Genomic DNA, 23,407 nt, shown 5'->3' with positions numbered 1-23,407 from the left:
GACACCTTGGCACGATTATCCCACAGCGGCGCGTGCGCGCTACGAGCGGCTCGCGTTTCAACTCGTAAGAATGCGTCGCACGCCGTCGAGCGCGGCACCGACGGTCCGGCGACGTACCGCCTCGCGGTCGCCGTCGAAGTGGAACAGCTCGGCGCGCGCATAACCGCCACGCCGCTTCCAGCCGATCCAGACCGTACCGACCGGCTTCTCGGGCGTGCCGCCACCCGGACCGGCGACGCCCGTGACCGCGACCGCGACGCTCGCGCCGTAGCGCGCGAGCGCGCCCGACACCATCTCGACCGCGGCTTCCTGGCTCACCGCGCCATGTCGCTCGAGCGTCTGCGGCTGCACGCCGAGCAGCGATTCCTTCGCTTCGTAGCTGTACGCGACGACGCCGCACTCGAACCAGCTCGAGCTTCCCGGGATGTCGGTCAGTACCTTCGCGATCCAGCCACCCGTGCACGACTCCGCGGCGACGAGCGTCTGGCCACGCGCGATCAGGCACTCGGCGACGGATTGCGCGAGCGCGCTCAGTTCCCGATCGTTGGCGTTCTCCGCGGTGGACATCGGATGCTCCCGTGGCGCAACGCCGAATGATGCCACATCGATGCGGCCGCCCGCCTGCGCGCTTGCTTCGGCGGATTCACGGGCCGACGTCGACGGCGCGGCCCGTGCCGTCGACCGCGACCATGACGAACGCGCCACTGGTCGCGAGCGTCGGTGCGGCGCCGGGCGTGGCCTCGCTCGACAGGCTCACGCGCACGATCATCGAGCTGCGGCCGATGCCGACCACGGTCGCGACGAGTTCCACGATCTCGCCCAGGCGCACCGCGCGTCGGAAGTCGATGCGGTCCGAACGCGCAGTGACGACGGTGCGACCGCAGAAGCGGCTCGCGGCGAGGAACGCGGCCTTGTCCATCCACGCCAGCGCCTGTCCGCCGAACAGCGTGCCGAGGTGGTTGCAGTGGTCGGGGAACACGATCTCGACCAGGCGCGCCTCGGTCGCCCGGGCTTCAGAAGGCATGGTCGAAGCCCACCTCGCCCTGCACGGCCACCTGGTAGGCGGACACGCGCCGCTCGAAGAAATTGGTGAGCTCCTGCACGTCCTGCAGCTCCATGAACGGGAACGGGTTGTGCGCGCGGTACAGCGGCGGCAGGCGCAGCATCGCGAGGCGCCGATCCGCGACGTACTCGAGGTACTGGCGCATCTCCTTCAGGGTCAGGCCGGCGACGCCGCCGCCGAGCACGTCCTCGGCGAACCCGGTTTCGCAGTCGACCGCCTCGCCGATCATCTCGGCGACCTGCGCCGCCCATCGCGCATCGAACAGCTGCGGCTGCTCGCGCTCGACCGTGCGCAGCACCTCGAACGCGAAGTCCATGTGCGCCGACTCGTCGCGGAACACCCACGCGGTGCCCGCAGCGAGTCCCGGCAGCAGGCCGCGCGAACGGAGGAAGTAGACGTAGGCGAACGCGCCGAAGAAGAACAGGCCTTCGATGCACGTCGCGAAGCAGGTCAGGTTGAGCAGGAAGCGGCGCCGGTCCTCGTCCGACGCGATGCGGTCGAGCGCGTGGACCGAATCGATCCAGCGCTGGCAGAACGCGGCCTTGCGCCGGATCGACGGGATGGTGTCCACCGCGGCGAACGCGTGCGCGCGGCGATCGGGTTGCGGGATGTAGTTGTCGAGCAAGGTGAGGTAGAACTGCACGTGCAGCGCCTCCTCGTACAACTGGCGCGACAGGTACATGCGCGCCTCGGGCGCGTTGATGTGCCTGTAGAGGTTGAGCACGAGGTTGTTGGCGACGATCGAGTCGCCCGTCGCGAAGAACGCGACGAGGCGCTCGACGAGGTGGCGGTCGGCGGGCGTCATGCGCTGGGCGAGATGACCGAGATCGATCTGGAAGTCGATTTCCTCGACCGTCCAGGTGTTCCTGATCGCCGCGCGGTACATCTCGTAGAACCGCGGATAACGCATCGGCCGCAGGGTGAGGTCGAAGCCGGGATCGAGCAGGCTGCCATGAGCGCTCATTGGCAGGCCTCGCACGCTTGCGGGTTCTCGAGCGAGCACGCAACGGCTGCGCCGTCGTCGTATGCCCTGGCCGGGGTGCCGCCGACGGTCGCCTTCGCAATGCGCGTCGCAGGACGCGAACGCAGGTAGTACGTGGTCTTCAGCCCGCGCTTCCAAGCGTACATGTACATGCTCGACAGCTGGCCGATGCTCGGGTTCTCGATGAACAGGTTCAGCGACTGGCTCTGGTCGATGAATGCACCGCGGTCGGCCGCCATGTCGATGAGCGCGCGCATCGGCGTCTCCCACACCGTGCGATAGATCGTGCGCAGTTCCTCCGGTAGCGCCGCGATCGACTGCACCGAACCTTCGGCGAGCTTGATCGCGTCGCGGACATCCGCGGTCCACAGGCCGAGGCGCTTGAGCTCGTCGACGAGGTAGCGATTGACCTGCAGGAAATCGCCCGACAGCGTCTCGCGCTTGAAAAGGTTCGACAGCTGCGGCTCGATGCACTCGTAGCAACCGGCGATCGAGGCGATCGTCGCGGTCGGCGCGATCGCGACGAGCAGCGAGTTGCGCAAGCCGTGCACGCGAATCTCTTCGCGCAGCGCGTTCCAGCGCGCTGCGTCGCGCGGTGCGACGTTCCAGGCGTCGAACTGCAGTTCGCCGAGCGCCGCCCGCGTCTGCGCGAAGGCGGGATGCGCTCCCTTCTCGCGCGCGAGTTCGAGCGAGGTGCGCAATGCCCAGTAGTAGATCTCTTCGGATATGCGCGCTGACAGTTCGCGCGCGGCGGCGCCGTCGAACGGGAGGCGCAGCGCGAAGAACACGTCCTGCAGGCCCATCAGGCCGAGCCCGACCGGCCGCCAGCGCAGGTTCGACGCGCGCGCGGGTTCGATCGGATAGAAGTTGAGGTCGATCACGCGATCGAGCTGCCGTACCGCGACCTGCACCGTGTGCGCGAGCCTGTCGAAGTCGAACGCGACGCCGTCGTGATGCTGCGCGAGATTGATCGAGCCGAGGTTGCACACGGCCGTTTCGCCGGATCGCGTGACCTCGACGATCTCGGTGCACAGGTTCGACAGATGCACCGTGTTGCCGTCGCGCGCGGTCTGGTTGCACGCGCGATTGCAGGCATCCTTGAACGTCATCCAGCCGTTGCCGGTTTGCGCGAGCGTGCGCATCATGCGCGCGTACAGGTCGCGTGCCTTGATCGTCCTGCGCGCGAGGCCTCGTGCCTCGGCCTGCGCGTAGGCGTTCTCGAACGCCTCGCCCCACAGGTCCGGCAAAGTCGGGACGTCCTTCGGATCGAACAGCGACCAGTCGGCGTCGGCGTCGACGCGACGCATGAACAGGTCGGGGATCCAGTTGGCCAGGTTGAGGTGGTGCGTCCGGCGCGCCTCGTCGCCCGTGTTGTCGCGCAACTCGAGGAACGCCTCGACGTCGGCGTGCCACGGCTCGAGGTAGACGCAGGCCGCGCCCTTGCGCTTGCCGCCCTGGTTGACGGCGGCGACCGACGAATCGAGCGTCTTCAGCCATGGAACGATGCCGTTGCCGAGCCCGTTGGTCGAGCGGATCAGCGAGCCCTCCGAACGCACGCGGTGCCATGCGACACCGATGCCGCCGGAGAACTTCGACAGCAGCGCGACGTCGCGATAGGTGTCGTAGATCGCCTCGAGCGAATCGTCGGGCGAGTCGAGCAGGAAACAGCTCGAGAGCTGTTCGTGGCGCGTGCCGGCGTTGAAGAGCGTCGGCGAACTCGGCACGTAGTCGAGGCGGGCGAACAGCCCGTACAGCTCGATCGCATCGGCGGCCTGGTCGCAGAGGGCGCACGCGACGCGAAGCCAGAAGTGCTGCGGCGTCTCGATCGCCTGCCGCAGGGTCGGATGCCTGAGCAGGTAGCGGTCGTACAGCGTGCGCAGGCCGAAGTACTCCAGGCGGCGCGTATGCGCCGGATCGATCGCGTCGTTGAGCTTGCGCGCGTTCGCCTCGACGAACGCGAGCACGCGGTCGTTGATCAGCCCGGCGTCGTGACCGAGGCGGATCGACTGCGAGAACGAGTGCACGCCGAGTCCGTGCACCTCCTTGTCGACGTAGCCGGCGAGCAGGCGCGCGGCGACCTTCGAATACTCCGGCTCCTCGGCGATCAACGACGCGGCGGTGCGGATCGACAGCTCGTCCAGCTCGCGCGTCGAGGCGCCGTCGTAGAGGCCTGCGATCGTCTTCAGCGCGACGCGCATCGGATCGACGTCGGCGAGGCCATCGCAGCAACGCGCGACCGCGCGCACGATTTTCTCGAGATCCACCGGCTCCTTCGCGCCGGAGCGTTTGGTGACGCACATCGACGCCGGCGCCGCATGCGGCGCCGTGAGGCGGAAATCGGACTGGGTCGGCGCTGCAGCGACGGCCGCGGGCGCAACGGCCTCGCCGGCTTCGGGGATGGTCATCGGAGCTTCTCCTTCGCGATCGGTGGACCCGCGAGAAGAACGGCACGACGACGCGCGGATCGAGACGATCGTCCGCACCCCGCCGGCCATCGCTCCCGCGAGCGAAAGAAGACCGGCAGTCGGACACGGACGAAGGGACGGAGGCCCCGACGGGACGCCCATCTCCCGACCGGCCCCTCCCACGAGGGCCTTCGAGCCTGCGCCACGCCGGGGAGGCGCGACGGTCGGGCAGGTATTCGGACTTGCGGGCGCGAGGGAAACCCTCTCCTAGTGGACGCGACGGCGGGCCTCGCGGCCCGTCGCCCACATCGTTCGTTCCCGACCACCGTTGCGGGGCAGCTCCGGATTCGCACCGGAATTCCCCTCGCCGGCATGAGGCCGGCGGCCCAGATGTTGTGCTGGGCGCCATCGACGAACACAAGAGTATGGGTTCGGACGTGGATCCGCAATGGGTATCCGCGACGCCAGGCTCGGGCGTCCATCGACCGCGTTGCGACGAGAGTCGCTCGGGTCGCACCCTCATTCGCGCAATTCCGGCAACGCGATCGATCTGCCCAAAGCAAGCTTACGTCGTGCATCGTACGTAATCCTTTGGACAGCGTGCGTCGCACGCGTTTCGCGACTCGTAGGGGTTCATGCCGGCATACCTCTCTCCCGGCGCCGCCTGGCGGCGTCGCGCCACGCGCAGCGGTGCACGCGCGTGCTGAACGCACACGTCGACATCGGAAGCCGCCCCGACGATGCACAGGCGCGGCTCGAACGGGCCTCGCGCCTGCTGCGCGAGGGAAGGACCGGCGACGCGGAGCGCGTGCTGCGCGATGCGCTGGTGCATCGGCCGCGTGACGTTCCTGCCATGACCTTGCTCGGTCGCGTGCTCCTCGCTGGCGATCGCCCGGCCGAGGCGGCCGAGGTGCTCGAGCGGGCCGTCGCGACGACGCTGCGCGTGCCGCCCGAACTGCTGCTGCTGCGCGCGCAGGCGTTGCTTGCGGCAGAGCGGGCCGAGGCCGCGATACCGGCTTTCCACGAAGCGATCGCGGCGTCTCCGCACGACGGCAAGGCCGAACTCGGCCTCGCGGTCGCCTTCGCCCAGCATGGCCAGTACGAAGCCGCCGCGCGCGCCGCGCGGAGCGCGATCGCCAAGGGCGCGGACAGCGCCGGTGCCCGCTTCGTGCTCGCGCGTGCGCTGTTCGACGGCGGACGCCTCGACGAGGCCGAAGCGCAGTTCCGCGACGTGCTGCGGCTCTGCCCCACGCACGTACCCGCGCATACGAATCTCGCCGAGCTCGTCTGGATGCGCAGCGGCGACGCGGCGGCCGCGGCGACCGAACTCGACGCGGCCCTGCGCGCGTCGCCGTCGCTCGCGACGTTGCGCATCGCGAAGGCGCGACTGCTCGAAAGCGCCGGACAACTCGAACGCGGCTATTCGGCGCTCGCCGCAGGCCTCGCGCTCGCGCCGGAACAACCGGACCTGCATCTGGCCGCTGCGCAGCTCGCGATCGGCTTCGACGCTCCGCGCGCGCTGGCGCACATCGAGCGCGCGCAGCGATGCGCGGCGAACCGCACTGACGTCTTCGCCGCGCTCGCGGACATCCTGCTCGCGCTCGGCCGCGCGCGCGACGTCATCGACGTGACCGGCGAACTGCTGCGTCGCGATCCACACGACGGCCACGCGATGGCCCTGCGCACGAGCGCGTGGCGCCTGCTCGGGGACGAGCGCCACGGGGCCACCTGCAACTACGGCGCGTTCGTGCGCGCGGCGATGCTCGAAACTCCGGCCGGCTGGAACGACCTGCCGTCCTACCTGCGCGACCTCGCCGCGGCATTGCACCGGCGCCACGTGCTGCACGCGCACCCGGTGCACCAGACGCTGCGCCACGGCACCCAGGTGTCGATCGACCCCGAGCGCGCCGCGGAGCCCGCCATCCGAGCGTTCGCGCGCGCGATCGCGGCGCCCGTGCGCGACTACCTGGACCTGCTCGGTTCGGGCAGCGATCCATTCCGCAGGCGCAACACGGGGGCTTGCCGCGTCGGCGACATGTGGTCCGTGCGCTTGCGCAGCAGCGGCCATCACGTGAGCCATTTCCACGGCAAGGGCTGGCTTTCCTCGGCGTGCTACATCGAATTGCCACCCGGAATGGGCGATCGCGACGGCGCCGGCTGGCTCACGTTCGGCGAATGCGGCGTGCCGACGCCGACGGCGCTGCCGCCGGACTACCTGGTCAAGCCGGAGCCGGGACTGCTCGTGCTGTTCCCTTCGTGGATGTGGCACGGCACGCGGCCATTCCACCCGGGCACGGGCACGCGCCTGACGATCGCATTCGACCTCGTGCCCGCCTGATTCCGCCGATCGCCGTGCCGGTTCGGGGATTCGTCGCCGGACCGCGTATGGGGAGGAAACAGGAGGTGCATCCATGATCCGCTCGCTGGCCGTCGCCGTCGTCTTCTCGCTCGTCGCCGTTTCCGCTCGTGCCGACATCCTGATCGGCAGCTACGGCGACGGCGGCCTCACGCCGCAACCGCTGCGCGCGTTCGCGGACGACGCGGACGGCGACGCGCTGCCGCTGCGCGTGCTCGGTGGTCCGCAATCGACGATCGTGTCGGCGACCGGCGGAAGCTTCGAGGCGAACGAAGGCGTCGTCTACGTCGCCGACTTCTGGGGCCAGGCGATCCGCGTGTTCCCCGCCTACGCCGACGGCGACGTCGCGCCGCTGCGCGTGCTCGACGCGCCGATCCTCGGCCAGGCGCGCACGGTCCTCACCGATGCCGCGCACGGTGAACTCCTCACGACCGCAAGCGGCTGCTGCCTGGTCGGCTTCGCGCTCGACGCGAGCGGTTCGGCGCCATGGCTGCATCTGCTCGACTGGGGCGGCTCATCGACGAGCGTGACCCAGCTCAACTATCCGGGCTCCCTCGCCTACCTCGCCGCGAGCGACGAAGTGGCGCTCACCGACAGCGACTTCGCGCCATCGTTCGCGCCGAAGGTACTCGTGTTCAACCGCGCGGACGCCGGCAACACCGCGCCCAAGCGCGTGATCAAGGGCGAGCTCGCCGGCCTCGGAGGATGGCTCGGCGGCATCGCCTGGGACGCGCAGGCGCACGTGTTGTTCGTCGGCGCCAACACGCGTCTTCCCGACGGCTCGGTCTCCGCGCGCATCCTCGCGTTCCACGACGACGACGACGGCGACGTCGCGCCGCTGCGCGTGATCGCCGGTACGGCGACCGGCCTCGAGCTGCCGTCGGGCTCGCACCTGCTCGGCCTCGCGATCGATCCGCTGCGCCGCCGCCTCGTCGCGAGCATCAGCGCCGACTCCGTGACGACGGACAACAAGCTGCTCGTGTTCGGCCTCGACGACGACGGCGACGTCGCGCCCCTGCAGGTGATCGCCGGGCCTGGCACCGGCATGCAGTCGATCGGTGCGCCGGTCTGGATACCGCCCGACGCGATCTTCGACGACGCCTTCGACGGGCCCGCATAGGCATACCGCGCGCGCTAGACTAACCGGTCAACCCGCCAGGTCGGACCGGATGTCTGCCGTAGAACCCTCGCAACACACGCCGCTGATGCGCCAGTACTTCGCCGCCAAGGCGGAGTATCCCGATACGCTCGTGTTCTTCCGCATGGGCGACTTCTACGAGCTGTTCTACGACGACGCGCGCAAGGCCGCGCGCCTGCTCGACATCACGTTGACGCAGCGCGGCGCGTCGGCCGGTGCGCCGATCCCGATGGCGGGCGTGCCGTATCACGCGGTCGAAGGCTATCTGGCCAAGCTGGTCAAGCTCGGCGAGTCGGTCGCGATCTGCGAGCAGATCGGCGACCCGGCGACCAGCAAGGGCCTGGTCGAGCGAAAGGTCGTGCGCGTGGTCACCCCCGGCACCGTCACGGACGCGGCGCTGCTCGAGGAACGCCGTGACAACCTGCTGCTCGCGATCGCGGCCGGCACGTCGAGCTACGGGCTCGCCTGGATCGATCTCTCCACGGGCCGCTTCCTGCTCGGCGAAGCGGCCGACGCCGAGGCGCTCGCGGCGGAACTCGCGCGCCTGGCGCCTGCGGAAACGCTGGTCGGCGAAGACGTCGCGTGGCCCGCGTTCGTCGCTGCCCTGCCCGGGCTGCGCCGGCGCGCGCCATGGCATTTCGACCCGACCACGGCGCAACGCGAACTCGCGCGCTTCTTCGGCACGCGCGACCTGTCCGGATTCGGTTGCGACGACCTCCCGCTCGCGGTCGCCGCCGCGGGCGCGCTGCTCGGCTACGTGCAGGAGACGCAGAAGTCCGCGCTGCCGCATCTCGCGGGGCTCGCGATCGAGAGCGCGGACGAGACGCTCGCGATGGACGCGGCGACGCGCCGCAACCTCGAGCTGGACACGCACGCGAGCGGGAACCGCGAGCACACCCTGCTCGGCGTGCTCGACCGCACGATCACGCCGATGGGCGCGCGCCTGTTGCGCCGCTGGCTGCATCGGCCCCTGCGCGACCGCGACGTGCTGCGCCGGCGCCAGCAGGCGGTCGACAGCCTCGTCGACGCGCGCCGCCACGAGGAGCTGCGAGAGGTACTGCGCGGCATCGGCGACCTCGAACGCATCCTTGCACGTGTCGCGCTGCGGTCCGCACGCCCGCGCGACCTGTCGACCTTGCGCGACGGCCTCGCGCTCGCCCCCAGGCTCGCCGACGCGATCGTCGCGACGCGCGGTCGGCTCGAGCGTGACGACGCCTCGCGCCTGAGCCCGCTGCTCGGCGAACTCGTGGACCGGCTGGGCGAGCACTCCGACACGTCCGCGTATCTCGCCGCCGCGATCGTCGACGCGCCGCCCGTGCTCGCGCGCGATGGCGGCGTCGTGCGCACCGGCTTCGATGCCGAGCTCGACGAACTGCGCGCCCTCGCGACGAACGCCGACCAGTTCCTGGTCGAGCTCGAGGAGCGTGAGAAGGCCGCCAGCGGCATCCCGACCCTCAAGGTCGGCTACAACCGCGTGCACGGTTACTACATCGAGATCAGCAAGGGCCAGGCCGACAAGGCGCCCTTGCACTACACGCGGCGTCAGACGATCAAGGGCGCCGAGCGTTACGTCACGGAGGAGCTCAAGGCGTTCGAGGACAAGGTGCTGTCCGCGCGCGAGCGCTCGCTCATGCGCGAACGCGCGCTGTACGACGACATTCTCGGATTCCTCCTGCAGCGGCTCGCGCCGCTGCAGGCGGCCGCGACGGCGGTCGCCGAACTCGACGTGCTCGCGAACCTCGCCGAGCGCGCCGACAGCCTGCGCTGGAGCCGCCCGATGCTCGCGGACGCCGGCGGCATCCACGTCGTGCGCGGGCGGCATCCGGTCGTCGAACAGGTGCGCAGCGACCCGTTCGAGCCGAACGACCTCGATCTGCACGACGGCCGGCGCATGCTCGTCGTCACCGGGCCGAACATGGGCGGCAAGTCGACGTACATGCGCCAGGCGGCGCTGATCGTGCTGCTCGCGCACATCGGCAGCCACGTACCCGCCGACCGCGCGACGATCGGCCCGATCGACCGCATCTTCACTCGCATCGGCGCCGGCGACGACCTCGCACGCGGCCAGTCGACGTTCATGGTCGAAATGAGCGAGACGGCGAACATCCTCCACAACGCGACCGCGCGCAGCCTCGTGCTCATGGACGAGATCGGCCGCGGCACCTCGACCTACGACGGCCTCGCGCTCGCGCGCGCGTGCGCGATGCACCTCGCGACGACGAATCGCGCGTACGCGTTGTTCGCGACGCACTATTTCGAACTTACCGGGCTCGCCGAAGAAGTCGAAGGCATCGCCAACGTCCACCTGGACGCGGTCGAATTCCACGACAAGGAGCGCGGCGAGCAGCTCGTGTTCATGCATGCGGTCAAGGAAGGTCCGGCCAATCGAAGTTTCGGCCTGCAGGTCGCCGCGCTCGCGGGCCTGCCGAGGTCGGTCATCGCCGATGCGCGCGCGACCCTGCGCGCGCTCGAAAGCGGAACGCACGCGGCGGCCGAGCCGACCCCGCGGGCGCAGGCGCAACTCGGCCTGTTCGCGCCGCCGCTGCCCTCGCCCGCGGAGGAAGCGCTGCGTGCGCTCGACCCGGACGCGATGTCGCCACGCGAGGCGCTCGATGCGCTTTATCGCCTGAAGAAGCTCACGTGAACGCTGCCGTCGGCGTCGCCTCCGGGACGATCCGCGAAGTCGGCCCCGTTCCGGAGGCCGCGCGCGGCGCCGCGGCGATCGACCGCGCGACGTCGACCTCGCACGTCGCACACGTCGACGGCCTGCGGGCGCTCGCCGTCCTCGCGGTGCTCGCCTATCACCTCGACGCAGGCTGGCTGCCGGGCGGATTCGCCGGCGTCGACATCTTCTTCGCGATCTCCGGTTTCGTCGTCGCCGGCTCGGTCGCCGCCTGGAAGCACGGTGGCATCGTCGCCTTCCTGTCGTGGTTCTACGCGCGCCGCATGCGACGCATCGTGCCCGCGCTGCTGGCGTGCCTGCTGCTGACCGCGCTCGCATCGAAGCTGTTGATCCCCGCCGCATGGCTCAGCAATGCGAACGAGACGACGGGCCTGTACGCGTTCTTCGGATTGAGCAACTACTTCCTCGCCTACCATCGCGAGAACTACTTTTCGCCTGCGATCGACTACAACCCGTACATGCACACGTGGTCGCTCGGCGTCGAGGAACAGTTCTACCTGATCTTTCCGCTGCTGTTCTTCGCCTGGACGCGCGGTGCCCGTTGGCGCGCGGCCTCGGTCGCGCTGTTCGCGATCGCTCTGTGCGCTTCCATCGCGCGAGGGTCGCAGCTCGGGCGCTCGGATCCCGCGGCAGGCTTCTTCCTGGTCACGAGCCGACTGTTCGAACTCGCCGCGGGCGTGCTCCTCTACCAGGCGCTCGCATGGCGCGACTCGCCGGCCGGCGCCGAATCGCGGACGCGTCCTTTCGCCGCGGCAGGCGCATGGTTGTCCGCAGCCGTCCTGGCGGCCTGCCTGCTGCGCTCGAACCCGGCGGATTTTCCGTTCCCGGGCGCCGTACTGCCCGTGCTCGGCACGCTCGGACTGCTCGGTTTCCTGCACCGCGGCAGCGGCGGCGCGCTGCGCGGCATGCTCGGCAGTCGCATCGCGACCTCCATCGGGCGCCTGTCGTATTCGCTGTACCTGTGGCACTGGCCCGTGTTCGTGACGTTCCGCTGGACCTGCGGCCTCGACACGGCATCGACGCGCGCTGCCGCACTGTGCACGACCTTCGCGCTCGCGATGGCATCGTTCCATGCCGTGGAACGACCGTTGCGTTACTCGCGGCGACTGCGCGCGTGGCCACGCGTCGCGGTCGTCGCGCTCGGCCTCGCATCGATCGGCGGAGGATACTGGCTATCGACGCGGCTCATCGCCGCGCCCGGCTCGCTGTCGCTCTCCACCGTCACGCGCCATGCCGACGACTGGTATCCCGGCGCGGTCGTCGCGCTGCCGGACGTTCCCGGGTGCCGCCTCGAAACCCGTCTCGCGGCTGCGGCGGGCACCGATGCCGTCGTGATCTACGCGCCGAGCGGATGTGCGGCGGCCACGGCGCCGACGCCGAACGTCTTCGTCCTCGGCGATTCGCATGCCGGCGCGTACCTGACCCTGCTCACCGAACACGCGCTCCGTACCGGCGCCACGATCGTCTTCTATAGCAATCCGGGCTGCACGTTCGCCAGCCTGCAACCGGAGCGCGAACAGGGCGCCTGTCCGCAACGCGCGAAGGCTGCGATCGACGACATGGTCGCCCGGGGACGCCCGGGAGACGTCGTCCTGCTCGCCGCGCTGCGCCTGGCCCGCCTCAGCAGCCAGTACGCGCCGCTCGACGAGGCCGCGGCGCGCGAAAGCATGAACGGCGCTCCCGCGAAGGCGCGGCGAGCTGCAACGGAGAACGCGCTGATCGCGCAACTCGCCCCTTTGGCGCGCACCGGCATGCGGATCATCGTCGATGCGCCGAAGCCGGTGTTCCGCGCGCCGGCCTTCCGCTGCGCGGATTGGTTCGATCGCGCGAATCCCGCCTGCGCGGCGGGCCTCGAGATGCAGCGCGAAGAACTCGAGCGTTATCGCCGACCGGTGCTCGACAGCCTCGAGCGCATCGCGCGGCGCATGCCCGCGCTGCAGGTCTGGGATCCGTTCCCGGTTCTCTGCCCTGGCGCCGTATGCACCGCGATGCTCGACAGCAAGCCGCTGTTCTTCGACGGCGATCACCTGAGCGCATACGCGAATCGCGTGCTGCGCGACGATTTCGATCGCGTCCTGCGCGACGTGCGCGCGAATCCGACGACCTACGACCGACCCGGCCCCTACAGCGCGTCGATGTCGCCGAGGGCGCGGATCAGGCGTCGCGCACGCTTGTCGGGCTTGCCCGGCGGTTTCGCGTACCCGGCCCCCGTGAGTCGGCGCTGCTCGGCGGCGGCGAGGCGTGCGGCGCGGCCGGACTCCGTTTCGCCATACAGGCGCTGAGCGGCGCTCGCCGGCCCGCGCGCTTCGCCGAGTTCGAGCACGTCGACTTCGTAGCGCTCCTCGCCGCGGGCGATGCGCAGGCGGTCGCCGACGTGCACGAGCCGCGCCGGACGCGCGCTGCCCTCGGCGAGTTCGATCTTGCCGCCCTCGATCGCCTGCTTGGCGAGCGAGCGCGTCTTGAAGAAGCGCGCGGCCCACAACCAGACGTCGAGGCGCACGCCCGCGCGCGATTCGCCACCGGCGCGCGCGGCTTGCCTCGTCATGCCTGGCCTGCTCCACCGAGCCACTTGAGTCCGATCACGCCCGCGAGGATCAGCGCGATGCAGGCAAGCCGGGCGACGTCGCGCGATTCGCCGAACAGCAGCATGCCGAGGATCACGGTGCCGACGGCGCCGATGCCGGTCCAGACCGCGTACGCGGTGCCGAGCGGGATCTGGCGCATCGCGAGCGCGAGGAAATAGAAGCTGACGATCATGCCGGCGACGGTCCCGAGCGTCGGCAACGGTCGCGAGAAGCCGTCGGTGTACTTGAGGCCGACTGCCCATGCGATCTCGGCGAGTCCGGCTAGGAGCAGATGGAGCCAGGGCAGCGACATGGATGCGGAACCGCACGGCGGATACGGCCGAGCAGCCTAGGCCGGGCAGGATTTCCGGTCAACGCGCGACGGCGCGCCACGGATCGATCCGAGCCGAGGGTGGTCGAAACGACTTGCTTCGTGTATGGTGCATCGGTCTGTTGCGCCGCTACGCGGTTTTCCCTCTGGAGCGCACCCGATCGCCGCCATCCGCAGCGATCCGCGTTCCGTACCGATCGGCTTCGTCGCCTCATTCCGGAATCGTCGGCCATGCCGGCCGCGATCCGCCCATCTTCGCACCTGCAGCGCGGTTTCTTTGGGAACGCTGGGTGCTGCCTGGTCTTTCGGTCGCCTCGACGGAAACGCCGGCACGGCACATTCGTGTGCCGACTCTCACCAGGAGTTTGCAATGTCTTTCGAAACCCTCGGGCTCGCGCCCGCGCTGCTGCGTGCGCTCACCGAGCAAGGTTATACCGATCCGACGCCGATCCAGGCCGCGGCGATTCCGCCCGCGCTGGAAGGTCGCGACCTGCTCGCGGGCGCGCAGACCGGCACGGGCAAGACCGCCGCGTTCTCGCTGCCGCTGCTCCACCGCCTGTATACGGGCGAGCGCAGGCCGGCCGCGCCGAAAGCGCCGCGTGCGCTCGTGCTCACGCCGACGCGCGAGCTCGCCGCGCAGGTGCACGAGAGCGTGCGCGCCTACGGCAAGCACCTCGGCGTGCGCGCGACGACGATCTTCGGCGGCGTCGGCATGCAGCCGCAGATCGAAGCGCTGCGCCGCGGCGTCGAGATCCTCGTCGCCACCCCCGGCCGCCTGCTCGACCACATCCAGCAGCGCACGGTCGATCTCTCGCGCATCGAAGTGCTCATCCTCGACGAGGCCGACCGCATGCTCGACATGGGCTTCCTGCCGTCGATCAAGCGCATCCTCGGCCACTTGCCGAAGCAGAACCGCGTCACGTGGCTGTTCTCGGCGACGTTCGCGCCGGAGATCAAGGCGCTCGCGGGCGAGTTCATGCGCGAGCCCGTCGAGATCCAGATCGCCAAGCCGAACAGCGTCGCCGCGACCGTCACGCACCGCGTGCATCCGGTCGACGCGTCGAGGAAACGCGACCTGCTGCTGCATCTGTTGCACAACGATGCGCGACAGACGCTCGTGTTCGGCCGCACCAAGCACGGCGCGGACAAGCTCGCGCGCACGCTCGAGCAAGCCGGTCTGCGCGCGGCCGCGATCCATGGCAACAAGAGCCAGAACCAGCGCACGCGCGCGCTCAAGGACTTCAAGGGCGGCAAGATCTCCGTGCTCGTCGCCACCGACATCGCCGCGCGCGGGCTCGACATCGACCAGCTGCCGATGGTCATCAACTACGACCTGCCGATGGTCGCCGAGGACTACGTGCACCGCATCGGCCGCACCGGTCGCGCCGGCGCCGAAGGCCTCGCGATCTCGCTCGTCTCGCACGAGGAAGACGGCCTGCTGCGCGACATCCGCCGCCTGCTCAAGCAGGACATCGCGGTCGAAGCCGTCACCGGTTTCGAGCCGTCGCACCCGCTGCGCATCGACGATTCGGCGCGTTCTCGCCCGCAGCAGAACCAGCGCGCGCCGCAGCGCCATGCGCGTCGCCCGCACGTCGGCAGCAACGGCGGCAACGCGCATCCGGGCGCACGCAACCGCAAGCCGCAGCGCGGCGGCGACCAACGCAGTTCGCGTCCGGCCTGACCGCGACCCAGGGCGCCGCGCGTTGCAACGCGCGGCGCAACTGCTACGCTTGCGCATTCCGTAGCGGAGTATCCAAATGCGCACGAAGTGGCGGGTCGCTGTCGCCTTCACCCTGCTTGCCGGCGCGGCGTTCGCCGCACCGAAGACCGAGTACGTGCTTTCCCTGAATGGGGCGCTCGAAGTCGGCCCCGACGGTTCCGTTCGCAGCTATGCGATCAACAGCGATGCCGACGCGGCGGCGAAGAAGGCCGTCGAAGCGGCGGTCGCGAGATGGCGCTTCCAGCCGATCGTGCGTGATGGCAAGCCGGTCATCGCACGCACGACGATGCGCCTGGGCCTCAAGGCGATCCCGACCGAGCACGACACGTACCAGTTGCGCCTGACCTCGGCCTCGTTCGGCGACGACGTCAGGATCAAGAGCATCCCGGCGCCGAAGTACCCCTACGCGGCCGCGCGCGCCGGACTCGGCGCACGCGTGCTCCTCGTGCTCGAGGTCGACGCCGACGGCAAGGTACGCAACGCGGGCGCCTACCAGACGAACCTCGGCGCCACCACGACCAACGCCAATGTCGCCGAGGAATGGCGGCGACTGTTCGAGCGATCGGCCTTGAACGCGGCGCGCGCCTGGACCGTCCAGCGTGCCGACGGCAGCTCGGCCCCGCTCGAACCGCGCCAGTACATCGCGCCGGTCGAATTCCGGATGCTCAGGCAAGGCGAGGACGAGAACAAGCCGCGCTGGATGGCCACCGTACCCGGCCCGACGCACGCGGAGCCGTGGATGCACCTCACCTCGATGCGCGCGGACGCCGTCGATGGCCTGCCGAATGGCGCAGCCGTCGCGCTCGATTCGGACTTCACCCTGCTCAGCGACGTGATCGGCAAGACGCTCTGAGCGCCTCCGGGGGCGCTCAGCGGTGATGCGCGACCGCGAAGCACTGCGACAGCGCGACGCCGAGCCGCGTCCGATAGCCCTCCGGCATCGCGCGCACCTCCAGCTTCGCGCCACCCTGCGGCGATTCGACCGTGAGCCACAGCTGCTGGCCGCCGTCGGCGACCCAGCGTCGCAGCAGGCGCGCGAGGTCGGTTTCCTTGTTCGATCGTCGCGCGCTCGCGAGCAGGAAGCCGTCGCCATCGACGCCGCGCCAGCCCGAGATCGGGCTCGTCACGTCCATCGCGTTCGGCCCGAGCATCGACCATTTCGCGAGCATCTTCGTTTCGCCGACGCCGTCCGGCCCTTCGAACGCGTCGAGCGGGAACCCCGCGACCGCTTCCGGCGCCGGCAGGATCGCGGCGACCTGCAATGCGCCGCCCTTGCCCGTCGTGCAGCTGAACTCGAGCTTCGCGTCGGCGAGCGGCGTGTCCCCGACACGCGCCTGTGCCGGCATGCGCAGCACGCCACGCGCGGTCGCCGGCGTCGCGTCAGCCGGCACTTTCGGCGGCTCGGCCGCGAGCGCGCATGCGCACCCGAGCGAGAGCAGCAACGGCATGCGACGGGCGAAACGCATGGGGATCTCCGGTTGGTCGGACGGCGGGTCGAATACTAGCGGCTCCTCGTGCCCCTCGCATGACGACGTTCATGGCGGCGACGGATCGTCATCGGGCATGTCCGGGAAGCGGCGACGGAACGCGCGTTCGATGCCGCCGCCGAACTGCACGGCGAGCGCACCGAGCGCGAAGGCGATCGCCACGCCGACGTACTGTCCTGCGCCGCAGGCGACACCGATGAGCGCGGTGAGCCAGACCGTCGCCGCGGTCGTGAGCCCGCGCACGCGCCCCGCGTCGTGCAGGATCACGCCCGCGCCGAGGAAGCCGATGCCCGTGAGCACGCCCTGGATCACGCGGCTGAGCGCATCGACGCGTTGACCGACCTCGCCACCCGGCGGCAGGATCGCGATCACCATGAGCGCGGTACCGAGGCTCACGAGCGCATGCGTGCGTACGCCGGCGGGCTTGTGGTGCAGGTCGCGGTTGAGACCGATCAGGCCGCCGACGACGACCGCGAGGCCGAGGCGAACGAGTGTCGTGACGATGTCGTCGGCGGCCATCGTGGGCTCCTGTCGCATCGGGGCGCGATCATGGTGCGCATTCCGCCGCCGCGCGGCAAGCCGTCACGCCCGCGCGTGCGCAGCCAGGGCGGCACGCAGCGGCACCCTGGCGGTCGCCGGTTCGCAGCGGCCCAGGCTCACGCGCGGCGTCGCGTGCCAGTCCGCACAGTCGAGGATCGCGGTGGCGAGCGCATCCAGCAGGGACTCGCCGGCCTGCACGCCCGCCTCGAGATGGAGCGCCTTGACCTCGAATACGCCGTCGACCCGGTGCGCCTTCGCGTCAAGGCGCCCGACGAGGCGGCCGCGATGCAGGATCGGCAATACGTAGTAGCCGAATCGCCGCTTCGGCGCCGGCACGTAGCACTCGATGCGGTAGTCGAAGCCGAACATCGTCGATGCACGCTCTCGATCCCACACCACCGGGTCGAAGGGGGACAACAGCACGCTGCGCGTCGCGCGCAGGCGGCCCTGCGCCGCTTGCGCGAGCAGGTCCGCATGGGCCGCGTGCACGTAACCCGGCTTGTCCCAGCCGTCGACCTCGACGCGCAGGAGCTCGCCCGTGTCGACCCAGCGATCGAGCTCCGCATCCTTGAGCTTGCCGCCGGAACGGAAATAGTCGTTGACCCAGCGCGACTGCGTCACGCCGAGGGCGCGCACGGCACCGAGCACGAACGCGCGACGCATGGTGGCCTCGTCGTCGACCGGCTCGGGCCGCGCGAGCCGGAGCGCCTTCGCGCGAACGCGTTCGGCGAGGTCGTAGACGCGCTGGAAGTTCTCGCGCCGCGCGATCATGAGCTCGCCATGCGCGAATAGCGCTTCGAGCCAGCGCTTCTCGTCCTTCCAGCCCCACCAGCCGCCCCCGGCGCCGTCCTTGCGTTCGAATTCGGACGCCTTCACGGCTCCGTTCGCGCGGATGTGCTCGAGCAGTCGGGCCATGCCGTCGGCGTGCGCGTCGCGCGCGCGCGCGGCGCTTCTCATCGACCAGTGCGCGCGGCGACCCGCGTGGAAGCGGTGCAGATCGTGGTCGACGAACGGAGCGAAGCACGCCTCGTGCGCCCAGCACTCGAAGATGCGGCCTTCGTCGAGCAATTCGTCGAGCCATTGCGGCGCATAGCGGCCGAGGCGCGAATACAGCACGAGGTAGGGACTTCGCGCGACGACGTGGATCGTGTCGATCTGCAGCACGCGCATACGCGCGATCGCGTCGAACACGTCCTCCTTGCGTGCGCGGCGGCGCGGCGGCGCGAGCAGGCCCTGCGCGGCGAGGTGGAGGTTGCGCGCCTGTTGCGCGCCGAGTCCGTGCACGGTGCGACTCCGCGGACGAACGCGCTCAGCGGCGCGCTGCGAGGATCGCGCCGAGGCGATCGGGGGTGCCGGGGATGCGCTCGAGGTGCGGATACTTCAAGCCGTCGTGGTAATCGACGCGCACGCTGCGGTAGTCGTCGCCGTCCCTGACCAGCAGCTCGATCGGCGCCTTGCCGCCCTTCGCCGCCTTGATCGCGTCGGCGAGGCGCTCGGGGGTGAACGCGCGCGAGTCGACCGCGACGAGGGTGCCGCTCGCACCGAGCCCCGCCTTGAATGCGGGGCCGTTCCAGCGCACGTCGGCGATGCGGCCGTCCTTCGTGCCGACGACGATGCCGAGCGAAGCCGACAGGTCGATCGACTTGCGATCGGCCTCGACGCTGCGCTGGAACGCACTCGGCGCATCGGTGTAGGCAAGCTTCCAGCCGCTCGCCGCGAGGCCGTCGAGCGGCGCCGCCTTCGCCTCGACGTGCGCGCGCAGGAAGGCGTCCCAGTCGAACCGCGCGATCGCATCGAGCGCGGCGACGACATCGGCGCGGGTATAGGTCTTGACGCCCCAGCGCCCGTCGTCGATGCCGAAGAACGCGCGCGCGAAGTCGTCCAGCGAGCGGCGTTCGCGGCTGAGCTCGCGCAGCTTCGCGTCCACCGCGAGCCAGGTGAGCAGGCCCGCGTTGTAGTAATCCTCGCTCATCTGCCAGCTGCGGTACGGCAGCGGCCGGCGCGCGGCGACGATCGGATCGTTGGTCGTATCCTGCACGTCGCGCCAGTCGAAGCCGGGCCGGTTGTCGGCGTAGGTCTGGGCGACCAGCGCGAGCGCGTCGCGCGCCTGTTCCTCGCTCCACAGGCCCGAGCGCGCCGAGAGCACGTGGCCCCAGTACTGCGTCTGCCCTTCGTAGACCCACAACAGGCTGCCCTGCATCGGCATGTTGAAGTTCGCGGTCGCCAGATCGGCCGGCCGGCGGAACTTGCCGTTCCACGAGTGCGTGAATTCGTGCGGTAACAGGCTGCGTCCGGGCGCCTGCTTGTCCCAGTCGGTGAAATAGGCGGGATCGGCGCTGTTCTCGCTCGAGCGGTGATGCTCGAGGCCGATGCCGCCGAGCTCGTCGCTGAGCGCGAGCAGGAAGTCGTAGTGATCGTAGTGCTGCGCGCCGAAGAGCTTGCGTGCCTGTTCGACCAACGCGCGATGCGCGCGAACGTGCTCCGGCTTGGCTTCGAGATTCTTCGCTTCGTCGGCGACCAGATCGAGGAACACCGGCGTCTTCGCGCCGGGCGCGAGATCGATCCGCTCGAAATGACGCCCGGCGTACAGCGGTGAATCGACCAGCGTGGCGAACGGCACGGGTGCGAAGCGCACGCTGCCGTCGGCCGAGGTCGCGTTCGGCGTCTGCCCGGGGGCGACATCGAGCGCGCCGGCGAAGCGCCAGCCGGCCGGCAACCGCACGCCCGCGTCGACGAGGATGCCGCGGGTGTCGACGCCGGATGGATAAAGCGCGACGGTTTCCCACTGCAGGTTGAGCATCGAACGCGTGACGATCACGCGACCCTGCGTGCCGTCCTGCGGCGTGAGGAATTCGAACGCGATGTCGAGCCGGCTCACGCCCGCAGGCACCTCGAGCTCGAACGCGTACACGTCGAGCGGATCGCGCTTCCATGCGATCGCCTGGCCGTTGGCGCTGAAGCGCAGCCCCGCAAGCTTGTCGATCGGCCCACGCGGCGCGTGCTTTCCGGGCAGCCATTCGGGATAGAGCAGTTTCAGCGGACCCGGCGACACGGGCAGCTGCTCGCGCACCCGGAAGATGCGGTGATCGATGTCGGTCGCGTCGACGTCGAGCCTGATCGTGCCGGGCCACGTCGCCGCGAGCGGCGCATCCGCGCGTGCGATCGATGCGGCGGTGGCGAAAAGCAGGGCGATGGCGGTGACGGCAAGGCGCGTTGTCGGCATGCGAAGGTTCCGGGGACGGCGGCGGCAGTTCGGCACAAGCCGATTGTTGCACGCCTGCCTGCGGTACCGGATCGGTCTGCATGCCCGACTTGCGATCTACGAAGGACCTCGTTAAAAATCGCGGCAACGGGGACTCGATGGAGGCCGGGATGAAGATGCTCGCCGCAGGTATCGCGATCCCGCTCCTGGCGTGCGTCGCCCTGTGCTTTCTCGTGCCCGGTGCCGGCGACGCCCGAAGGCCGCCGTCGATGCGCGCAAGCGCGCCCGGCGAGCCGCGCGCCGAACGCGGCAAGCGCGAGGTCGAAGCGCCGGGCGACGCGGCGTTCTGGGAATGGCGTCTCGCCTATCCGACCGGACGCTACAGCCCGCACTGGTACGCCGACGCGCGGCCGAGCGATGCGCGCTTGCGCAAGGCGACCCCACGGGCAACGCCGGATGGCGAAGCGGCGACCGGCGTGTTGCCCGCGGACCGCGCCACCGCGCTCGGGCCTGCTCCGCTCGCCAATCCGACCTACGGCCTCGTCGCGGGCCGCGTCACCGCGATCGTCACGCATCCGGCCGATCCGCGCATCGCCTGGTTCGGATCGGACGGCGGCGGCGTCTGGAAGACGACGGACTGCTGCAGCGCCGGCACGACGTGGACGCCGAAGACGGATGCGGTCGGCATCGCCGACATCGCGATCGGGACGCTCGCGCTCGATCCGACCGATCCCGACATCCTCTACGCGGGCACCGGCGACTTCCGCCGCAATCGCCCGTTCGTGTTCGGCGCCGGCGGCCTGCTCAAGAGCATCGACGGCGGCGAACACTGGCAGGTGCTCGCGACCGACGTCTTCGATCCGGCCTACGAACAGCCGCCCGGCCGGTTCCCCCAGTACCGGGCGATGAGTGCGATCGTGGTCGACCCGCATGCGCCGTCGCGCGTCGTCGTCGGGACGAACCAGGGGCTGTACTTCAGCCATGACGGCGGCAGCCACTTCGACGGCCCGTGCTACACGAATGCGTGGACGAGCCAGCGCCAGGACGTCACCGGCATGATCGCGGTCGACGACGGCGAGCGCACCGACCTGCTGGTCGCGATCGGCGCGATCGGCCGTCCCTCCGACGTCCGCGCGGACCTGCGCGAGAACGGCGCCAACGGCGTCTATCGGGCAGCGATGCCCGCGAGCGGCTGTGCGAGCGGGTGGTCGCTGCTGTCGCGGGCCGACAACGGCTGGCCGGCCGGCAGCGGCAGCGGACGGCCTGCCTACGCGGGCGGAAACCCGCTCGGGCGGCTCGATCTCGCGGTCGCGCCCGGCCGTCGCGACACCATCTACGTTCAGGCGATGGGCATGGGCGTATTCCGCACTCGCGACGGCGGCGCGACCTGGACGAACAGCGCGGTGCCGCCCGCTGATTTCGCCAGCGGGTGCGTCAACGACGCGTACGCCAACGGCATGCTGTTCGAGGACTACAACGCGGGCCTGCTCGTGGACCCGACGAACGCCGATACGCTGTTCCTGAGTTCGACCGACCTGTGGCGATCGACCGATGGCGCCGACACGTTCGCCGACCTCACCTGCGGCTACGACGAGATCGCACCCGATCGTCCCGGCAGCGTGCACGTCGACAACCACGTGCGCGCGTTCGTCGGCGGCGATCCCGATCGCCTTCTCATCGGCAACGACGGCGGCATCTACTACAGCGCCGACGCACGCGCGCAGCGGCCGACCTTCGTCGCGATGAACGGCGGCACCAACACGATCGAGTTCTACTCCGGCGACATCACCGCGCGATTCGACGATCCGGCGACGACCATGCGCGGCATCAGCGGCGGCGCGCAGGACAACACGTCCTCGTCGCAGACCTGGGGTGCGGGCGAACCGCCCGGGCTCGCGCACTGGGGCACGCGCCTCGACGGCGACGGCACCTACACGAAGATCGAACCGATCCTCGCGCAGCGCTGGTACTACAGTGCCCAGTTCGGCTTCATCGTCGCCTCCACCGATGGACCGCACGCCGACGCGGCGCAGCTCGTCGCCCCGTACGACGAACAAACGGGCGAAGTCTGGCGCGGCGATCGCACCGGATTCCTCATGAACTACGACCTCTACAAGTTCGGCGGCGACGATACCTGCCCGCCGACGACCGGGTGCCAGCGCATGCTCGCGGGCACGTACCGCGCGTGGGAGTCGTTGAGCGGGGGGTTGCCGAATACCTCGTGGTACCCGACCAGCCCCGACCTCACCAAACGGATCACGACCTCGGCGAACCTGTCGATCATCAATCGCGTGCGCTATGCCTATTCCGACCCGACCCGCGCGCTCGTCGGCACCAACGACGGCAATGTATGGGGCGGCATCGCGCTCGGCGGCGGCGCGGCGCGGCCGGCACGCTGGATCGACCTCACCGGCGACAACGCCGTGCTGCCGAACCGCCCGGTCATGGACGTCGTCCACGATCCGGCCGCGCCCGACGTCGGTTACGCCGCGCTCGCGGGCTTCGACCAGAACACGCCGGCGACGCCCGGCCATGTCTACCGCGTCGACTGCGACCCCGGCTGCAGCGCGTTCCGCTGGAGCAACCGCAGCGGCAACCTGCCCAATATCCCGGTCAACGCGATCCTGCTCAATCCGAACGTGCCGGGCCAGGCATACGCGGGTACCGACTGGGGCCTCTACTACACCGACGACATCGACGCGGACGCGCCGACCTGGAACCGCTTCGACGCCGGCCTGCCGTCGGCGATGGTCTGGGATCTCGTGATCGATCGCGGCGCGACCACGCTCGCGATCTTCACGCGTTCGCGCGGTGCCTGGGTCTGGCCGCTGCCGCAGGCGCGAGCGCCCGCGGCCCCTCGCGCGCACAGCACCCACGCGCTTGCGCCGCTGCCGGGGCGTCGCTGAACGCCACGCGTCGGAACGGTCCGCGACACC

At 70.1% G+C, this 23,407-nt stretch carries 16 protein-coding genes, 1 pseudogene and 1 riboswitch; of the genes and pseudogenes, 7 read left to right on the top strand and 10 right to left on the bottom strand.

What is annotated here, in order from left to right:
- Positions 1–57: 57 nt before the first annotated feature.
- The 4 genes from VI238_RS14840 to VI238_RS14825 all read right to left on the bottom strand — a co-directional run bounded on the left by VI238_RS14840 (position 58) and on the right by VI238_RS14825 (position 4,345).
- Positions 58–567: a CinA family protein gene (locus VI238_RS14840; protein ID WP_331652712.1), complete on the bottom strand. Its 510-nt coding sequence runs from the start codon at positions 565–567 to the stop codon at positions 58–60.
- Positions 568–643: 76 nt separating this feature from the next.
- Entirely contained in the window at positions 644–1,024 is a 381-nt protein-coding gene (locus tag VI238_RS14835; protein WP_331652710.1) for an acyl-CoA thioesterase, read from the bottom strand.
- Positions 1,014–2,027: a ribonucleotide-diphosphate reductase subunit beta gene (locus tag VI238_RS14830; RefSeq protein ID WP_331652708.1), complete on the bottom strand. Its 1,014-nt coding sequence runs from the start codon at positions 2,025–2,027 to the stop codon at positions 1,014–1,016. Before VI238_RS14830 ends, VI238_RS14835 begins: the two co-directional genes overlap by 11 nt.
- Positions 2,024–4,345, bottom strand: coding sequence for a ribonucleoside-diphosphate reductase subunit alpha (locus VI238_RS14825; RefSeq protein ID WP_414650073.1), 2,322 nt, complete (start codon positions 4,343–4,345; stop codon positions 2,024–2,026). Before VI238_RS14825 ends, VI238_RS14830 begins: the two co-directional genes overlap by 4 nt.
- A 369-nt stretch (positions 4,346–4,714) precedes the next feature.
- Positions 4,715–4,875: riboswitch (cobalamin riboswitch) on the bottom strand.
- A 275-nt stretch (positions 4,876–5,150) separates the two neighbouring features.
- Between VI238_RS14825 and VI238_RS14820 the strand changes: the two genes are divergently transcribed.
- From VI238_RS14820 to VI238_RS14805, 4 genes and pseudogenes are all read left to right on the top strand, one after another.
- Positions 5,151–6,788, top strand: coding sequence for a tetratricopeptide repeat protein (locus VI238_RS14820; RefSeq protein ID WP_331652704.1), 1,638 nt, complete (start codon positions 5,151–5,153; stop codon positions 6,786–6,788).
- Between the two features lie 73 nt (positions 6,789–6,861).
- Positions 6,862–7,926, top strand: a complete 1,065-nt coding sequence (locus tag VI238_RS14815; RefSeq protein WP_331652702.1) for a hypothetical protein — start codon at positions 6,862–6,864, stop codon at positions 7,924–7,926.
- Positions 7,927–7,975: 49 nt separating this feature from the next.
- Complete coding sequence (gene mutS, locus VI238_RS14810; protein WP_331652700.1) at positions 7,976–10,588, top strand: DNA mismatch repair protein MutS; 2,613 nt, start codon at positions 7,976–7,978, stop codon at positions 10,586–10,588.
- Positions 10,585–12,684, top strand: a pseudogene (locus tag VI238_RS14805) (acyltransferase family protein); the annotation flags it as partial. The gene mutS and the pseudogene VI238_RS14805, both read left to right, overlap by 4 nt.
- A 65-nt stretch (positions 12,685–12,749) precedes the next feature.
- On the opposite strand, the gene VI238_RS14800 reads toward VI238_RS14805, so the two are convergent.
- Both VI238_RS14800 and sugE read right to left on the bottom strand, forming a co-directional pair.
- Positions 12,750–13,172, bottom strand: a complete 423-nt coding sequence (locus tag VI238_RS14800; protein WP_331652698.1) for an RNA-binding S4 domain-containing protein — start codon at positions 13,170–13,172, stop codon at positions 12,750–12,752.
- Complete coding sequence (sugE, locus tag VI238_RS14795) at positions 13,169–13,504, bottom strand: quaternary ammonium compound efflux SMR transporter SugE (protein ID WP_422653342.1); 336 nt, start codon at positions 13,502–13,504, stop codon at positions 13,169–13,171. The genes VI238_RS14800 and sugE overlap by 4 nt, the downstream gene beginning before the upstream one ends.
- 388 nt (positions 13,505–13,892) lie before the next feature.
- On the opposite strand from sugE, the gene VI238_RS14790 reads away from it, so the two are divergent.
- Together VI238_RS14790 and VI238_RS14785 are read left to right on the top strand one after the other, a co-directional pair.
- On the top strand, positions 13,893–15,203 hold the full coding sequence (locus VI238_RS14790; protein ID WP_331652696.1) for a DEAD/DEAH box helicase: 1,311 nt from the start codon (positions 13,893–13,895) through the stop codon (positions 15,201–15,203).
- A gap of 76 nt (positions 15,204–15,279) precedes the next feature.
- Complete coding sequence (locus tag VI238_RS14785; RefSeq protein ID WP_331652694.1) at positions 15,280–16,095, top strand: hypothetical protein; 816 nt, start codon at positions 15,280–15,282, stop codon at positions 16,093–16,095.
- Positions 16,096–16,111: 16 nt separating this feature from the next.
- Here the strand turns inward: VI238_RS14785 and VI238_RS14780 are convergent, their stop codons facing one another.
- The 4 genes from VI238_RS14780 to VI238_RS14765 all read right to left on the bottom strand — a co-directional run bounded on the left by VI238_RS14780 (position 16,112) and on the right by VI238_RS14765 (position 20,492).
- Positions 16,112–16,708, bottom strand: a complete 597-nt coding sequence (locus VI238_RS14780) for a hypothetical protein (protein ID WP_331652692.1) — start codon at positions 16,706–16,708, stop codon at positions 16,112–16,114.
- A 69-nt stretch (positions 16,709–16,777) separates the two neighbouring features.
- Positions 16,778–17,248 carry an MgtC/SapB family protein gene (locus VI238_RS14775; protein WP_331652690.1) on the bottom strand — a complete coding sequence of 157 codons (471 nt, stop codon included), beginning with the start codon at positions 17,246–17,248 and terminating at the stop codon, positions 16,778–16,780.
- A gap of 63 nt (positions 17,249–17,311) precedes the next feature.
- Positions 17,312–18,553, bottom strand: coding sequence for a winged helix-turn-helix domain-containing protein (locus VI238_RS14770; RefSeq protein ID WP_331652688.1), 1,242 nt, complete (start codon positions 18,551–18,553; stop codon positions 17,312–17,314).
- A 25-nt stretch (positions 18,554–18,578) separates the two neighbouring features.
- Positions 18,579–20,492, bottom strand: a complete 1,914-nt coding sequence (locus tag VI238_RS14765; RefSeq protein ID WP_331652686.1) for a peptidase M61 — start codon at positions 20,490–20,492, stop codon at positions 18,579–18,581.
- Between the two features lie 149 nt (positions 20,493–20,641).
- On the opposite strand from VI238_RS14765, the gene VI238_RS14760 reads away from it, so the two are divergent.
- Entirely contained in the window at positions 20,642–23,377 is a 2,736-nt protein-coding gene (locus tag VI238_RS14760; RefSeq protein ID WP_331652684.1) for a hypothetical protein, read from the top strand.
- Positions 23,378–23,407: the final 30 nt, after the last annotated feature.

The organism is Dokdonella sp. (assembly GCF_036518555.1).
Classification (GTDB): domain Bacteria; phylum Pseudomonadota; class Gammaproteobacteria; order Xanthomonadales; family Rhodanobacteraceae; genus Dokdonella_A.
This window is presented reverse-complemented; position numbering and strand designations above follow the sequence as displayed.

What these genes read in the sequence shown, in the direction of transcription:
- VI238_RS14775 (WP_331652690.1), bottom strand. Translation starts at nt 17,248, where the DNA reads ATGGCCGCCGACGACATCGTCACGACACTCGTTCGCCTCGGCCTCGCG.
- VI238_RS14780 (WP_331652692.1), bottom strand. Translation starts at nt 16,708, where the DNA reads ATGCGTTTCGCCCGTCGCATGCCGTTGCTGCTCTCGCTCGGGTGCGCA.
- VI238_RS14825 (WP_414650073.1), bottom strand. Translation starts at nt 4,345, where the DNA reads ATGTGCGTCACCAAACGCTCCGGCGCGAAGGAGCCGGTGGATCTCGAG.
- VI238_RS14760 (WP_331652684.1), top strand. Translation starts at nt 20,642, where the DNA reads ATGAAGATGCTCGCCGCAGGTATCGCGATCCCGCTCCTGGCGTGCGTC.
- mutS (WP_331652700.1), top strand. Translation starts at nt 7,976, where the DNA reads ATGTCTGCCGTAGAACCCTCGCAACACACGCCGCTGATGCGCCAGTAC.
- VI238_RS14835 (WP_331652710.1), bottom strand. Translation starts at nt 1,024, where the DNA reads ATGCCTTCTGAAGCCCGGGCGACCGAGGCGCGCCTGGTCGAGATCGTG.
- VI238_RS14785 (WP_331652694.1), top strand. Translation starts at nt 15,280, where the DNA reads ATGCGCACGAAGTGGCGGGTCGCTGTCGCCTTCACCCTGCTTGCCGGC.
- VI238_RS14830 (WP_331652708.1), bottom strand. Translation starts at nt 2,027, where the DNA reads ATGAGCGCTCATGGCAGCCTGCTCGATCCCGGCTTCGACCTCACCCTG.
- VI238_RS14765 (WP_331652686.1), bottom strand. Translation starts at nt 20,492, where the DNA reads ATGCCGACAACGCGCCTTGCCGTCACCGCCATCGCCCTGCTTTTCGCC.
- VI238_RS14815 (WP_331652702.1), top strand. Translation starts at nt 6,862, where the DNA reads ATGATCCGCTCGCTGGCCGTCGCCGTCGTCTTCTCGCTCGTCGCCGTT.
- sugE (WP_422653342.1), bottom strand. Translation starts at nt 13,504, where the DNA reads ATGTCGCTGCCCTGGCTCCATCTGCTCCTAGCCGGACTCGCCGAGATC.
- VI238_RS14790 (WP_331652696.1), top strand. Translation starts at nt 13,893, where the DNA reads ATGTCTTTCGAAACCCTCGGGCTCGCGCCCGCGCTGCTGCGTGCGCTC.
- VI238_RS14840 (WP_331652712.1), bottom strand. Translation starts at nt 567, where the DNA reads ATGTCCACCGCGGAGAACGCCAACGATCGGGAACTGAGCGCGCTCGCG.
- VI238_RS14800 (WP_331652698.1), bottom strand. Translation starts at nt 13,172, where the DNA reads ATGACGAGGCAAGCCGCGCGCGCCGGTGGCGAATCGCGCGCGGGCGTG.